General features: G+C 47.1%; 14 protein-coding genes and 1 tRNA gene. 4 read left to right on the top strand and 11 right to left on the bottom strand.

Features of this window, described 5'->3' with window-relative positions:
* Positions 1 to 5 precede the first annotated feature (5 nt).
* From OGY01_RS03420 to OGY01_RS03405, 4 genes are all read left to right on the top strand, one after another.
* Entirely contained in the window at positions 6 to 233 is a 228-nt protein-coding gene (locus tag OGY01_RS03420) for a YejL family protein (protein ID WP_003027506.1), read from the top strand.
* 31 nt (positions 234 to 264) lie between these two features.
* Positions 265 to 2025: an LPS biosynthesis-modulating metalloenzyme YejM gene (gene yejM / locus OGY01_RS03415; RefSeq protein ID WP_045445137.1), complete on the top strand. Its 1761-nt coding sequence runs from the start codon at positions 265 to 267 to the stop codon at positions 2023 to 2025.
* 74 nt (positions 2026 to 2099) lie between these two features.
* Positions 2100 to 2176, top strand: a tRNA-Pro gene (locus OGY01_RS03410).
* Between the two features lie 208 nt (positions 2177 to 2384).
* Complete coding sequence (locus OGY01_RS03405; RefSeq protein WP_286492421.1) at positions 2385 to 3617, top strand: integrase domain-containing protein; 1233 nt, start codon at positions 2385 to 2387, stop codon at positions 3615 to 3617.
* A 140-nt stretch (positions 3618 to 3757) separates the two neighbouring features.
* Here OGY01_RS03405 and OGY01_RS03400 read toward each other — a convergent pair whose 3' ends face one another.
* The 11 genes from OGY01_RS03400 to OGY01_RS03350 all read right to left on the bottom strand — a co-directional run bounded on the left by OGY01_RS03400 (position 3758) and on the right by OGY01_RS03350 (position 15081).
* A complete protein-coding gene (locus tag OGY01_RS03400; RefSeq protein WP_286492814.1) occupies positions 3758 to 4633 on the bottom strand; it encodes an integrase domain-containing protein in 876 nt (291 codons plus the stop codon).
* 847 nt (positions 4634 to 5480) lie between these two features.
* A complete protein-coding gene (locus OGY01_RS03395) occupies positions 5481 to 5681 on the bottom strand; it encodes a hypothetical protein (protein ID WP_004900171.1) in 201 nt (66 codons plus the stop codon).
* Between the two features lie 10 nt (positions 5682 to 5691).
* Entirely contained in the window at positions 5692 to 6375 is a 684-nt protein-coding gene (locus tag OGY01_RS03390) for a hypothetical protein (RefSeq protein WP_286492420.1), read from the bottom strand.
* Between the two features lie 578 nt (positions 6376 to 6953).
* Positions 6954 to 8819 (bottom strand): ATP-dependent nuclease, encoded by a 1866-nt coding sequence (locus tag OGY01_RS03385; protein ID WP_286492419.1) that lies wholly within the window; start codon positions 8817 to 8819, stop codon positions 6954 to 6956.
* Between the two features lie 287 nt (positions 8820 to 9106).
* Positions 9107 to 10783 carry a DUF5906 domain-containing protein gene (locus OGY01_RS03380; protein ID WP_286492417.1) on the bottom strand — a complete coding sequence of 559 codons (1677 nt, stop codon included), beginning with the start codon at positions 10781 to 10783 and terminating at the stop codon, positions 9107 to 9109.
* Between the two features lie 42 nt (positions 10784 to 10825).
* Positions 10826 to 11041, bottom strand: a complete 216-nt coding sequence (locus tag OGY01_RS03375; protein ID WP_006683740.1) for a helix-turn-helix transcriptional regulator — start codon at positions 11039 to 11041, stop codon at positions 10826 to 10828.
* Positions 11042 to 11336: 295 nt separating this feature from the next.
* Positions 11337 to 11993: a hypothetical protein gene (locus OGY01_RS03370; RefSeq protein WP_286492415.1), complete on the bottom strand. Its 657-nt coding sequence runs from the start codon at positions 11991 to 11993 to the stop codon at positions 11337 to 11339.
* Between the two features lie 689 nt (positions 11994 to 12682).
* Entirely contained in the window at positions 12683 to 13330 is a 648-nt protein-coding gene (locus OGY01_RS03365; RefSeq protein WP_045445298.1) for a helix-turn-helix domain-containing protein, read from the bottom strand.
* 73 nt (positions 13331 to 13403) lie between these two features.
* Complete coding sequence (locus OGY01_RS03360; protein ID WP_136345346.1) at positions 13404 to 13820, bottom strand: hypothetical protein; 417 nt, start codon at positions 13818 to 13820, stop codon at positions 13404 to 13406.
* Positions 13820 to 14452: an HAD family hydrolase gene (locus OGY01_RS03355; RefSeq protein ID WP_225761184.1), complete on the bottom strand. Its 633-nt coding sequence runs from the start codon at positions 14450 to 14452 to the stop codon at positions 13820 to 13822. The genes OGY01_RS03360 and OGY01_RS03355 overlap by 1 nt, the downstream gene beginning before the upstream one ends.
* Positions 14449 to 15081: a PI-PLC domain-containing protein gene (locus tag OGY01_RS03350; protein WP_200010134.1), complete on the bottom strand. Its 633-nt coding sequence runs from the start codon at positions 15079 to 15081 to the stop codon at positions 14449 to 14451. The genes OGY01_RS03355 and OGY01_RS03350 overlap by 4 nt, the downstream gene beginning before the upstream one ends.
* Positions 15082 to 15090 lie beyond the last annotated feature (9 nt).

Genomic DNA, 15090 nt, shown 5'->3' with positions numbered 1-15090 from the left:
GATTTATGCCACAAATTTCCCGCTATAGTGATGAACACGTTGAACAATTGTTGAATGAGATGCTCAACGTACTGGAAAAACATAAGGCGCCGACCGATCTTTCCCTGATGGTGCTGGGAAACATGGTCACTAACCTTATCAATACAAGCATCGCTCCGGCCCAGCGCCAGGCGATTGCAAACTCTTTTGCCCGCGCATTACAGTCTTCGGTAAACGACGACCAAGCGCATTGAGAGCCTGCTCCGGGGAAACGAACAACAGTTTATGCTAACTCATCGTCAGCGCTACCGTGAGAAAGTCTCCCAGATGGTTAGCTGGGGACACTGGTTTGCCCTGTTCAACATTCTGTTGGCCATGGTGCTCGGTAGTCGGTACCTGTTTGTCGCCGACTGGCCGACTACGCTTGCAGGTCGTGTCTATTCTTACCTGAGCATTGTCGGGCATTTTAGCTTCCTGGTGTTTGCCACCTACCTGCTGATACTGTTTCCCCTGACGTTTATCGTCATGTCCCAGAGGCTGATGCGATTCTTATCAGCCATCCTGGCAACGGTAGGTATGACGTTGCTGTTAATTGACAGCGAAGTTTTCACTCGTTTCCACCTGCACCTCAATCCCATTGTCTGGGAACTGGTCATTAACCCTGACCAGAACGAAGCTGCACGCGACTGGCAGCTGATGTTTATCAGCGTGCCGATAATTCTGCTAATAGAAATGCTGTTTGCGACCTGGAGCTGGCAGAAGCTGCGCAGTCTGACGCGTCGCCGTCATTTCGCTAAGCCGTTAGCAGCATTCTTTTTCGTTTCATTTATCGCCTCCCATGTGGTGTATATCTGGGCAGATGCTAACTTCTATCGCCCAATTACCATGCAGCGCGCTAACCTGCCACTTTCCTATCCGATGACAGCGCGTAAGTTTCTGGAAAAACATGGTCTGCTGGACGCGCAAGAGTATCAGCGCCGTCTGATCGAGCAAGGAAACCCGGAAGCTGTTTCTGTGCAGTATCCACTTAGCGAACTACGTTATCGTGATATGGGAACCGGCCAGAATGTCCTGCTGATCACTGTCGACGGCCTGAACTACTCACGCTTTGAAAAGCAGATGCCAGCACTGGCTGAATTCGCCGGACAGAATATCTCTTTCACGCGCCACATGAGTTCAGGGAACACCTCGGATAACGGTATCTTTGGCCTGTTTTATGGCGTTTCGCCAAGCTATATGGATGGCATTTTGGCGACCAGAACGCCTGCTGCGCTGATCTCCGCGCTGAATCAACAAGGTTATCAGTTGGGGTTATTCTCTTCTGATGGCTTCACCAGCCCGCTTTATCGTCAGGCGCTACTGTCGGATTTCTCCATGCCGAGCGTGCAAACACAATCTGACGAACAAACGGCAAACCAATGGATCAACTGGCTGGGCCGCTACGCGCAGGAAGATAACCGCTGGTTCTCATGGGTCTCCTTTAACGGTACCAACATTGACGACAGCAACCAGAAGAATTTTGTTAAACGGTACGCCAACGCGGCTCAGGACGTAGACGCGAACATTAACCGAATCCTTAGCGCCCTGCGTGAATCAGGTAAGCTGGACAATACGGTTGTCATCATTACCGCGGGTCGCGGTGTACCGCTGTCTCAGGAAGAGAACAACTTCGACTGGTCTCGTGGTCATCTACAGGTTCCGCTGGTGATTCACTGGCCTGGTACACCCGCACAGCGTATTAATAGCCTGACCGATCATACCGACCTGATGACCACGCTCATGCAACGCCTGCTGCACGTCAGTACGCCTGCGAACGAATATTCTCAGGGGCAGGATCTGTTCAATGCCACGCGCCGCCATTATTGGGTAACAGCAGCCGACGGCAATACGCTGGCGATTACCACACCGGAGATGACGCTGGTGCTCAACAGCAACGGTAATTACCAGACGTATAATTTGCACGGCGAGAAAATCAAAGATCAGAAACCACAGCTAAGCCTGCTGCTGCAGGTATTGACGGATGAGAAACGATTTATTGCTAACTGATTAATTATAAATCAGTTAGCAAGGTCTCCCCTTGCATTCGTGGTGGAAAGCAGTAGTATTAGCAGCCATAGCGTCGGCACGTAGCGCAGCCTGGTAGCGCACCGTCATGGGGTGTCGGGGGTCGGAGGTTCAAATCCTCTCGTGCCGACCAAAATCATAAAAAGTGTCAGTTATGAATTATCATAAAGTGGCATTTCCCCAATAAGAACAGCAGGTTATTATGACCTGCTGTTTTTTTATTGCTCATATCCAGCCATGTGAGTACATTGAAATTCACCGTTTTAGGCATATAGCAAGGCATAGATTAATCCTTATGGTTTTCTCTATGCCTACGCATCATAGCTTGCGGAGGAATGACAATGGCCAGACAAACCAGACCGCTTACCGCAACTGAAGTCAAAAATGCCAGGGCCGCTGATAAGGCCACCGTGCTTTATGACGGCAGTGGGCTTGAGTTACAAATCACCTCTTCCGGTTCAAAACTATGGCGTTTTCGCTACTACAAGCCGCACAGTCAGAAACGAGCCATGATGAGTTTTGGCTCTTATCCTGCCGTGACGCTGGATGACGCTCGCGTCCTGCGAGAAAATGCCAGAAGTCTGCTGGCAAAATATATTGATCCACTCGAAGAACAGCGCGCCAGCCAGGAGAAAACCCGCCGCACCAGAGAGAATACCTTTAAAAATGTCGCCACAAACTGGTATGAACTGAAGAAAGCCGCGGGCCTGAAACCCCATACCCTGCAGGATATCTGGAACTCGTTAAACCGTTATGTGTTTCCCCACATTGGGGAGATTGGCATTGATGAACTCACGGCACAGCAGGTTATTGCCGCATTGGAACCTTGTCGTGCAGGCGGTAAGCTGGAAACCGTAAAGCGTATGACGCAGCGGATTAACGAAGTGATGGACTATGCCATGAATGCGGGCCTGATTGTGGCTAATCCGGTTGCCCGCGTTGGCCGGGCTTTCCCCCGCCCGGTGGTACACCACAGACCTTCACTCCCCCCTGAGCAGTTACCGGAACTGATGCGCGCACTGTCTGTCGCCAGTATCCGGTTACAGACGCGCTGTCTGATTGAATGGCAACTTCTTACTATGTGCCACCCTGCCGAGGCATCCGGTGCCCGTTGGAACGAAGTGGATATGAAGTCACGAGAGTGGCGTATTCCGGAAGGTCGCATGAAGATGCAGCGTCAACACATCATTCCGCTCAGCGAACAGGCCATGAGACTGCTTGAAGTCATGAAACCCATCAGCCAGCACGGCGAGTTTATTTTCCCTGCTCTCGGACACCCGAAAAAGCCGATGAACAGCCAGACGGCGAATATGGCGTTAAAACGGATGGGGTTTAAAGGATTGCTGGTGGCGCATGGGATGCGGGCGATTGCCTCCACTACGCTGAACGAAGCGGGTTTCCCGCCGGATGTCATTGAGTCGGCGCTGGCGCACATGGATACCAACGAAGTTCGACGAGCTTACAACCGGGCAAATTACCTTGAGCAGCGACGTGAAATGATGGTCTGGTGGGGAAACTATGTGGATCGGGCGGCAACGGGACGATTCGGGCTTTCATGTCTTGATGAAAAATAAAAATGCTAAACACCTGTTTTAGCTGCACCAGCTGTACCACCTGAACTTAATTAGCTGTATTTATTGTTGTTATTGGTGGTACAGGTCGGTTAAAGACCTGTCTCATTATGCCGCCAGCCTGTGCCACAATGCAGGTCTTATTAATCCATCTGGCCGTACACCTGCTCGATATACCTCCCCCGCCCATCACCGTGGCCCAGATCCGTTGATGTCACCGCCAGCGCCTCTTTATGGCTCAGTCCCTGCTCCTCGTAATAGCGGATCGCGTCCTGCGCCCATGCATAGCGAAGAGAGTGAGGGGCGTATTCGCCTGTCAGCCCGGCATCGCGGAGATGGTTGTGCCAGTAGTCCATCGCGGATTTCAGATCCGGCTTGTCAATCAGATGTCCGTTACGCTCCCCAGCAATATTCAGTGCCTCTTTCACCGCCTGACGAACCGCTTCCCGGTCCGTCACCTGCGTCATGCGTGGTCGTCCGCCCTTGGTGCCGAAAATTACGGGCAGACGTTCAGCCCCTTTTTCCAGCTGTTTATCCCAGGTTTTCAGTGACTGGCAGCACTGTACCGCCTCCTGACCACGCAGGCCCATCACCCTTGCCAGTTGCAGGCTGGCCGCGAGACCAGCGTCGGTTTGCTGTATCCGCTCCAGCACCTGCTGGTAAAACGCATCCGGAATAGCCCGGTGTGTTCCGTCGCGGCAGGCACCGCTGATACCGAGCGACTGGTTGCTGATTAATTCTGACTGGCTGAGCTGTGTACGCCCGGCTTCAGTCAGAATAGAGCGCAACATCGCCATCTCATTCTGTAAGGTACGCGGGGAAATGCCCTGCGCCAGTCGTTCATTGATATAGCCTGTGATGTGCCTGGCCTTAATATGGTCGGTTCGGGTTATCTGGATATTCTGCGCCAGCAAATGATGTGCAAAACGCTGCGCCATCTGTTCGCGGTCATGGACCGTTTTATGGCTACCACCCGCACGGTGCGCCAGTTTTTTCATATCCTGCGCCAGACGTGACATGCAGACCTCCCCCCGCAGTGACAGGCTTACTCCATTTTTCCGGCGCGTGGTGAATGTACGGCGCAGAAAACTGCGCCATGCTGAACAATACCGGTGCGCCGGAAGGCGAAAGTTGAGGTATGGCGGGGTACGGTGCTGCACGATGTGCAGGCCGCCTGCGTCAGCAGGGATGCCCCCGGATCGTCGTGATCCGCCTCCGGTACTGTTCATTCCTCCTTTTTGTAACGATTGACGCACGTACTGGCCGTCTTCAGCAGGTAAAAATAGAGCGGCGTGCCTGAAATTTCGGGGCTGGCGCAGCGGAGTGAGCCGGCGTCACTTTGTGCATCAGGCGCATCCAAAGTGACGCCCCGGCCAGATACACTGGCGTTTGTCGGGCGAATTCCAGCGTTTTGGGCGCAGGACTAGCAGATTATTGTTGCTGGGATCTGTCACCGTTTTGGCGCAGACATACTTGAAAAACTTCAGGTGCGTGCGATCGTTGCTTTCGGCAACTGCCCTTTTTGCATGTATCGCCTTAGGGCTCTTTTTGCAGTCCCAGGACTGCGTCAGTTGCTGTAAACATAGCATTCTGAGTGCAATGATCAAGCAATAATATTATTTAATTACTTGATAATTAATGGTTTTATCTTTCATGCGATAACATGATGCATTATGCCCTTTGGGGACTGATACTGTTTTCGCCAGAAGTTCTTGCTAACTATCACCAGGCTGCTGGCGCAGGCGGCCTTTTGGCCTTTTCGGGCAGGGCCGTTCCCCCTTAATGCCATTCCCTTTGCCTTCAATACAGCTAAGGTGAACTTACCGCTTTGTTCACCTTAACTGGCAGTACTTACTCTTTCTGTCATTATTCCGGCAGCTTTTCACGCCGCATTTCCAGTTCCTCGGCTTCTTTAAACGCTTCGTAGAGCAAATGAAGCTGATCGGCGAGGATCAGGAGCAGGACATAGTTGGGGCCATGCTCATCGATCTCAAGCATGGAATGCGTCAGGATACGGCAGCGGTCCAGGAGATCTCTGGCTGTAGGTTTATCCGGTGTAAGATTCATGATGTTCTCCTTATTGCTGCCAGCAACCACTGCGCATTCTGGCGATATCCAGCAGCAGCGATTTCATGGCATTACTGACGGCACAGAGTTCGTTTATCACCGACTCATCCCGCAGAAGTTTATCCGGCTGCCGAAGCCATTCATCCAGGCGGATCTGTATTACGGTGAGTGACATCGCCACACTGTCCAGCCGACAGCGTTCCACGGGGCGGAGATGTCGATGGTCGGCAAGGATGCTGTCCGCAAGCTGGCGCAACGATTCAGTCAGCATAAAAAGACTACCCCCCGTTTCCTGGTACGCGCTGGCGATACGGATTTCGGCTAGCCGGAAAGCAAATCCGTACACCACAGAAGCTAGGAGCTGACGGATATGACGTAACCCGCCGGGAGAATAAAAATCCCCTTCGGTCAGTGTGCTGAGGACTTCTGACTGATTGAGGGCATGGCTGCTAAGGATTTCGAGGGCAAGACGGAGAGAGGCGTTATCGTGGGGAGAAAGTGGCTTTTCGGGGAAGCGTTCTCGCCAGCTTTCTGCATGGTTTAACCAGCGTTCGAGACATTCCTGATGCAGAGTACCGCAGTGCTGGCGGTTGATATTGAATATCTGAATCAACTCGTCGTTGTCGTCGGAGGGGATGGGAGTATAACAGTAATGCGCAAGGCGAGATGTCAATGAAGCGAGTGAAGAAAACATAATCATGTTCTCCTGGTAGCGAAATTAACCACCACCAGAGTTTCCACGCTCATTGGTGGCAGCCCAGACAAGGGTGGAAATACCGGCCTACCAGATCCGGCCAGCCCGAAGGCTGCCTCACCTGAGCTGCCATTGAATCACATGCACCAAAAGATCCATGCATGAGGTACGGCAGATCAGGGCGATAACAAGAGTTATCACCAGGTAGGTGTTTTCGGGTTTCCACGCCCGGCAATCCCTTCGGGACTGCCGGATAACTGTAACGAATTGCTCTAAGTGATGCAAGGTGGATTGATAAGGAGCCATATTATGCTTGTAATGGCATCTACTTATTCCCAATTTAAGAAATTTCTACTATAAACTTGCAGCAGTTGATGAAAAATATCGGAGAAATTTTTATGGCGCGAGGTATATAGAATTTCAATGATATTTGAAACGCTATAATAAGCCCTTAGCTTGGATAATTTTTCGATTCATTAATTAAAGTCATGAATGCTCTCATTTTTATTTCATGGTTCATCATAAAATAAACCGGACGCAGTATCACTGCGTCCAGAGGAAATCGAAGCATGTTTAATCTACATATCAAACGAGTGTACATTTGTCTCTTGATCAAACGCAATTTCAATTTCTTCATCAATGAAAGTTCTATCAATGGAAATAACACATTCAAATGTTAGGTCTTCATTTACTTTCAACTTTTCCAACTTTAATATTTGCTGATAAAGGTTATAATCTATCTTCGCACTTCTCTTTAGATCATCTTCATTTTTTATTTCTGACTTAGCAATCCCTGTCTGGACTCTGTGTATCCACTCAAAAATTTCAAATCTGATATGTTTTCGTATCTCTAAATCTACGATTGGAACAGCTTGATTGATTATTTCCAATAGGTCATTATACTCATCCTTAATATTCTCAATACCCTGACAACCAAGAAGATATTCTCGCTCAGCATGAAACCAAGTATCTTTGTTGTTGATATTTAAGTAATCAACATCTGATTGCGTATAATAATGTTCAATCTCCCCTCTGGGAAACACAAATGTATTCGCCGATTTGAACGCGCATAATAATTTGTCCAGACGTCCCATTATAAAATTAACGTTAAAGTTAACATTATCTTTGTTACTGAAAGATTCTATTAGTTCATCCTTGATGTTTATTATCCCCAGAAGCATTGCAACTCTCTTTTTATGTACTTCATCACCATTAAAACTTTCCAACCTCTGTTTCAATAAATTCACTTTTTGGTTATCAAAGTCATTATTAATTATAAGTTCATAAAGTGAGGATAACTTATTTTCTAGTTCACCAATTTCCGTTGAAAGATTTTCACCAATCCCATTCTCCTGAATATATGAATTAGATCTAGAATCTTCGCAAATGACACTTCTCAATCTTCCTCTAAAAAGTGCATCTAAGTCAGCGATAATTCTACAATTAACCTTGAGCACTTTGCATAATCGATAGAAGACACCAAGTTCATCTTTACCTCCTACATCAATTATACATGATCCTGATGCACCGACATTTACTCCAAGTTTTTCAAAAAGAATAGATATGATCTGCTGGTCTGTATAACCCTCTACAAAAACAGGATTAGGCGAAAAGAAGAATTGCTTATGGTGAGTGTTAAACCGCGGTAAAAAACGATTTAGAATATATTTATCATTTTGATCAAGATCAGAAATATATGTCGGAACTTTCCCTGGACCACACACAAGTATGCTCTTTAAATCATCTAATGATTTTATATCTATGAAGTAAGGGGAATGAGTTATTAGAAAAATAATTTTCTTATTAGAATCTTCCAATGGGTTACCCGCAATTTTACGGATTTCCTCTAGAAAAAATGATTGATACTGTGGGTGTAAATGCAGTTCAGGTTCATCAAAAATAATGCAGTTTTTTGTCGGATCATATAAAAATGTAAGTAATGTAATTAATTCTTTTAGACCGTGACATTCGCCATCGCTTAAACCATACTCATTTCCTGATGCTTTGTTTTGCATCATCGGTTTAAGGAACCCCCCTTGCTCTGCTAATCTTATAGTTTTTCCAAATATATCTGAAAGCAAGGCTTCTATTTTTATTCTAATGTCAAGTCTTTCTTTTAAAATAATAATTCCAGAAGATGAGAGACCATGGCTTTCAGCCCGATGCTTATAGTCTTCAAAATACGATATATCAAATCCTTTGGATAAACTGGCCCCGCCATATCTACCTTCATGTTTTTTTTCCAATCCAACAAGTCTTTCTGCACTTAAATACCTCGCCTTAAAACCGCCATTATTGAATTGGTTTTTCAGTTGTTCAGCAAGAAGGGTTTTCCCGGTTCCATTAGGACCAACAATATAGTTTATATAACTCCATTCTTTTTTAGTAAAGTGTTGTTCTCCCCATAATAAAGGGATGGATATATCGACATCTTTCTCAAACATATTTACGTTCCATTTTTTTGTTAAAAATTTGATGCATGTAACATGCCTTGACTGTATCATAATACAGTAATTTTCAGGATGAACTATCATGCCCAATCTAACTGTAGCTGTTAGGAATATATCTCGAAAAAACAATAGATAACAGTGAATCTTAGCACAATACCATTGATTTTTTAATATACTAATTGGGCTTATTGCACAAACTCTATCGGATATTTGTCTATTAATAGATGCCCGCTTCATGTCATGAGCCACAAAAGTATCAGCTTCAACGCTTAGTTTAAATGTCAACCAAACATTGCGTCTGCCGTTTCCCCTAACATTGCAGCAAACCGCTGACGCAACACGTCCCCTTCCGGCAGTTCATAATATTTCCCAATCCCCCTGCCTGATCGCCCTTGTACCGGGACGCCTAATCGTTGCATCAGCTTACCGCTCATTGCCCTGGCGGCAGCGGGAGACAGAGAAAGATGATGCGTTGTACACCAGAGCAAAAACCTTTCCACCAGTTCGGTAGCCGTCAGGCGTGCCATGCCGCTGAATGGCCGTGATGTTTCAAGCTCAGCCAGCATAAACTGATGTACTAGCGGCAGGCTGGCGATCTTCTCTTCTCTCAGAGCTTGAGTCACAGGAGCGCGACGAGGATCGAAGCCTGTCAGGTCCAGATGTTGTAGCCAGTGAAGCAAGTAAGAAGCACCATCTTCCGCCAACCAGCGATATAGCCGATCAAAATAATCTTTATCCCTGATGCGGCGAGCGTCGGGTTCCAGCACCAGAAAACGGCGTTCATACAGCCCTGCCCGGATGACCTGCTCGTGATTACTGGCGAAGATCATCCGCGCGCAGCTGGGGACAGGCTCCGGCTCCATCCCTTTACGTTCCAGGTGAAAGACCGGCTCACTGATGATGGCTTTCAGCCTGTCCGCACATCCGGCTTCCGTCATTTCGGCTTCGTCGACAAATACCAGCAGCTTGTTTGCCAGCGTACTGTTAAAACGCCCGGTCAGGTGCCGGATACCGTTAATCTGCGCGGCATACGGGCCGAGTATTTGCAGCAGAGGACGCACCAGGGTGTTTTTTCCGGTGCCTTCCACCGATTTCATCACGATAGCTACGGAGGGTTTTTCCTCTGGGCGCTGGATAAGGTGTGCCATCCATTGCAGAAGATAATCAGACACCACCTTATCTCCGGCGCAGATCACCTGTTCTACATGATAAAGGAAGGGCGATATATCACCCGGCAACGGCTCTGTAATGAACCCCGTAAACAGGTTACAGATATCCGGTGGACAAAGCGCAGGCTGTGGGTAAAAGCCAATGCCACCTGCTTTACTGGTATGTCCCGGCCATTGCAGCCACGCATTGCCTGGTGGTTTTCCGGCAATTGGTTTGTCGGCCAGAAAGTTATTGCGAAATGCACGCAGTGTCTGGAAGGTGTGCGTTCGCCCGGTGACGGCATGAGGCTTCACACTGACCACGTAATGCTCGCCGGAAAGCAGTACATGGGTATATTCGTTATTAAGCGCTTCAAGGCGCTGGAGATCGGCTTCCGCTAACGGCGTACCATCGCTTAACGCTTGCTGAGAGGCCAACAGTTCGGCGGCGTCGCTTTTCAGGCGGGCAAGCTGAGATGTCCAGTCTTCCAGCAAATTGCCCTTCAAATCATACAGCACGGCGTATTGCACATTTGCCAGCGCCAGCTTGTGGGCGATCTGTGTCAGGGCCAGTTGTGCAATGCGCCCGGCCTGGTGAATCCGTACCCGGTGACGGTTTTCGTCGATGATGTCCAGTTCGCTGAGATGTTCTAACTGGTCCAGGTCGAGCACTATTGGCGGGACAGGATCGTCCGCTTCCGGGTCCTGCATGTAGCGCTTCGCCGCATTCCAGGCTTCATCTCCGGCGAAGATGATGGCCTCCGTATATTTATCTTCCGGGAGCTTTTTTACATTCGGTGCGCGTTTCATGATGCTTTTCTACTCACGATAGCGCTCATCCCTGAGCGGCGGTTAACCTGTTTTTGACCGTTCCTGCCAGCGGCGAACTTCGGCGGCATCAAATACCACCAGGCGTGATGAAAGGCGGACTGGTTGCGGGAAACCGGGATCTTTCACCCGGCGGTGAACCGTAGATTCGCTCATTGCCAGGAACAGCGCTACCTGACGGATGCGCACGTTGCCGGAGAGCGGAAAATCCAGGGAAGTGGGTGGTTGTGATGTGATCATGATCGCTCCTGTACTGGGGTGAGGTGGCAAGGTTGATACTATTCAGCAGGTTACAGGGCGTCTACAGGTCAGAAAAAATACAGTGAAAGGTGTGGCCGTCCAGTGAAAGAATCCCCTGTCCGGTGAGTAGTGCTCTTCTTGCTCGCGAGAATTGAGAGCATCCAAATTTGCTTTATCTGACTGTTTTAGAATAATAAACTAGCAGGTTCACTGAATTGAATGGTTGAGTAAAGAACGAGGCCGAATACGTCCTGAGACGTTCCCGGACTACTATGGAAGGCCAGACGGAGAGGAATTAATCGCGGGAGCGCCGGGGGATAGTCAGAGCTGACTTTAACTTACTATAAATAGTCGATCGTGATAGTCCCTCAGCCGGAAGTCCTTCGCGCTCTGCCAGTGTCTGGATATCTCGCCAGATGTCAGCCAGATGGGGGGATTCCGGTGTGCCATACACCCCCTGCGAGTTTTTGACCAACAGCATGATCAACAGAAAGAGCAGCCTGTCAGTATTTTCTCTTTCCGTTGTTTTACGGTATTGCCCACGCTGATTGCGGCGCAGCGTCAGGCCCAGTTCCAGCAGCGGTGGACCGCCCAGGCGCATTAACCAGCTCCTGGCCAGATTCTGGTTGGCAATGGTGCTGACAGCCTGGAGGCAACGCGTCCGGATCGGCTCTGGGGTGATAGTTTCATCAGTCATCAGGTGCGCCAGCGCAAACATTTCGTCTGCCGGGTAGAGCTGTTTGTTTTTGCCCTGAGGTTGTAATCCAGCGGCTTTTATCTGCCGGGATATCTGGTAAAGCCAGATATCATAGTATTCCCGCTTATTCTCCGGTATTGCTGCGGTTTGCAGGCGTAGATCGAGGCCGCACAGCAACAGGGCCAGTTCGCGCATACTGAGCGCGGGGGTACTGGCTGCCCGTTCGAATATGTTCTGGCGTACGGGGCTGATCATCTTTTTTATCCTGGTGATGCTGGTGAATGATGATTGATTTTAAAATGTACGATTATGACATTACCATACCGTTAGAATGGGTTTATCTCAGAAGGTGAAAAGTGTGCAGCGGATAACATGGAGGGGTACAGAGGGTGAAGGTATGGAACAGCTATAAAATCGACCTGTACCACGAATTATTTCTTAGTTATTAACTAATTACCTACTTATGGTACAGGTGATATAGGTTATAAAAGAAAAGCGAAAAAATAAGACATGATCTGTTTAGATCGAAAAATATTCGAAATTGTGATGTTGCTCCAACAGAAATGGCGTCTGATTTTAGGCATAGATATAGGCATACAATCAAATATATATTTATAAAATTACATTTAAATCAATAACATATGCACATTCCTTAATCCTCTCGTGCCGACCAATCAAATTTTATGAACAAGTCATCAAAACTCGTTCATAGCCCCCCTAAAGCAGCGAGTTGCAAAACTCGCTGCTTTTTGTTGCCTATAGCCATATCAAACGCTCATTATTTCCAGTTGATGTAAGAACATCCCTCAACTGTTGGGGTGTACCTGAGAAAAATTTTGGAAGAGCCTTTCTTAAGAGAGTTCTTTGATGTCTGCATCATCGTCCTCCCTCGTGCATACGAGAAAAATGAAGGGTGATACTGCGTTACATACCTGACAAATAAATTAGTGTCTGCACTCCCTTAAATTCGCTAAACAAGAGTCAACATAAAGCAATCGTCCACGTTTTATCATAACGCGTCCCTCTTTAGCTAGTCTTGCTAATATACTCATCACCAACGAACGAGATAATGTTGTTCGCGTAATAATATATTTGCTGAGCACGACTCTTTTTTTTATTTCTGAAGGTAATTTTTCATACTCTAAAATTGATAAGCAAACACGCTGATAGGTGGTCTTATTGAGCGTCTTGCTATCACGATGAATCGCTAAAGCGAGCATGTGGACAAGATTAATGGCTACTGCTTTCCACAACTTTTTCTCCTCCACTTTTTCACGCACAACATCAACATCAACTAAAACTATTTCTGCATCCGTCTCAGCCTTCAGATAGATACTGTCAACATCCGTAACTAACCCCAACAAACCGAAAATGGACTGCGGGGACTGATAAGCTATAAACAGATTGTCCTGCATATGATAGATTGAAAAAAATCCAGATATTAATAATACAACGGAACGTCCCGGCTGAGAAAACCTGATAATCTCTTCTCGTTTAATCTTTTTTGTTACCCCAAACAAAGATAACTCACCTATAAGAGAACTGACTTGAGATGCATACAGCAAATGAAATTCATCAGTGAAATGTGGCATAACCACCTCCAGATAATGGAAATAATAACGCTAGTACATTAGTCATTTAGATAAAGAGTCGATATAACAGTGGCTATAAATGATATTCTGTAGAGAGCAAAGCCTGATTCCAGCAATCCGTCAGGGTTATTATATTGCTGGTTGGGTCATAAGCCCGAATAGCATTCATAGCGCAATGACGAAAAAAATCGGCTCGATGAAAAAAAAGCCACCCGTCATCCCCTGCAACTAATCCAGACAATGATATCTCTGCAGGAAAGAAACCCGGAAGGCGTTCACTCGTTGTTATCAGCACAGGCACATGGTCTGGAATATCGGCTGCAGCATACAGCGCCTGACATAGCGGTGTCATATTATTTGATGGTAGATAACATATGTTATCTATATTCTTATGGTGTACTCCAGTTTGAAACACGCAGTTAATAATCGAAGAAAATATATCTTCGCTATTCATAGCGACGGTGTTGATACATAATAAAATAGGCTTCATTATCTTATAGACTCACATTGATTAATAAAGTTACGTACCAGATCTCGAGTAACATCTTTTGGTTCTTTAACGCTTAAAACGTGCGCCCCCGAAGCTTTCGCAGCCATAATACCGTGTGGATTATCCTCGACAATGACACACTCCGCGGGTGTAATCCCTAAAATCTGAAAGGCTTTGTTGTAAATTTCCGGATCAGGCTTTCCGCAGGTAACATCTTCATTTGACAGAAAAAAATTCAGATAGGGTAAAAGCTGGGCTCTCCTCATCATTGTTTCAATACTGTCGCGAATAGAATTAGACGCAACAGCCACCTGATAACCCTGACGCCTAAGCCAGGCTAACGTGAGTTGGTGTTCAAATACTGGCCAGCAATGTTGATGAATCAATTGCATGGTATAACGCTGTTTCATCTCATTAATAAAAGGATGCAATGACTCAGGTAACCCATAACGTTTTGTCAGCAAAGTCAGTTTATCTTTAGTCGGTAAACCATCAAATTCAAGCAGATGATCCTGATGGTTAATCGCCACCCCAAACATCGCTAAAATCTGGTTCAATGCCTGGTAATGCCAATCCCTGGCATCAATTAGCACCCCATCCATGTCAAACACTACGGCGCGAATCTGTGTCATTTTAATAATGCCTCTGCTTGCTCAGGGAAATCGGTACACAACATCATGTTAGGGTGACTGAGCAATTCTTCAGGCAATGATCTCAGACTTTGCCAAAAATATTCATGATCACGTTGATGTAGTTCTGGTGAAACAAAACTCACGCTCTTTCCTGACGCCAGCCATCTTTTAATAAGAACAATTTCGACTTTATTAGAGCTAAAACCATCCACCCATAAAACCGACGCACGCTGGCTCAGTTCTCCTTCAGGTTCATATTCACTAAGACGCGCAGCGGTGATCATATTTGCTGAAAAATAGTCCATAGAGTCCGGCACAGACATATCAAAACAGAAATAACGTGTGATCTGATACCGGGCCAGCAAAACTTTCAATTCATTCGCCAGGCCATCAGCCTTCATATTTAAAGCCAGTGTGCCTGAACAGCTATTATTCACATAATCTTTAAATAACGTTTCCAGAGGCAATACCCCTCGTCGGGGCATATCATGGCTGATCACCAGCTCTCCGTCTAAGTCACGAATATCTGTCTCAATTCCCCATCCTGACTTAAGCGCATACACTAACGCTCCGCGGGAGTTTTTTTCTGTGGATGTGAGCCAGGCCCCTCGATGAGCCAAAATTTGCATGTGAATATC

This window comes from Citrobacter sp. Cm038 (assembly GCF_030333105.1).
GTDB classification, from domain to species: domain Bacteria; phylum Pseudomonadota; class Gammaproteobacteria; order Enterobacterales; family Enterobacteriaceae; genus Citrobacter; species Citrobacter murliniae.
Note: the sequence above shows the minus strand (reverse complement) of the source record. Positions and strands in the feature narration are given on the sequence as shown.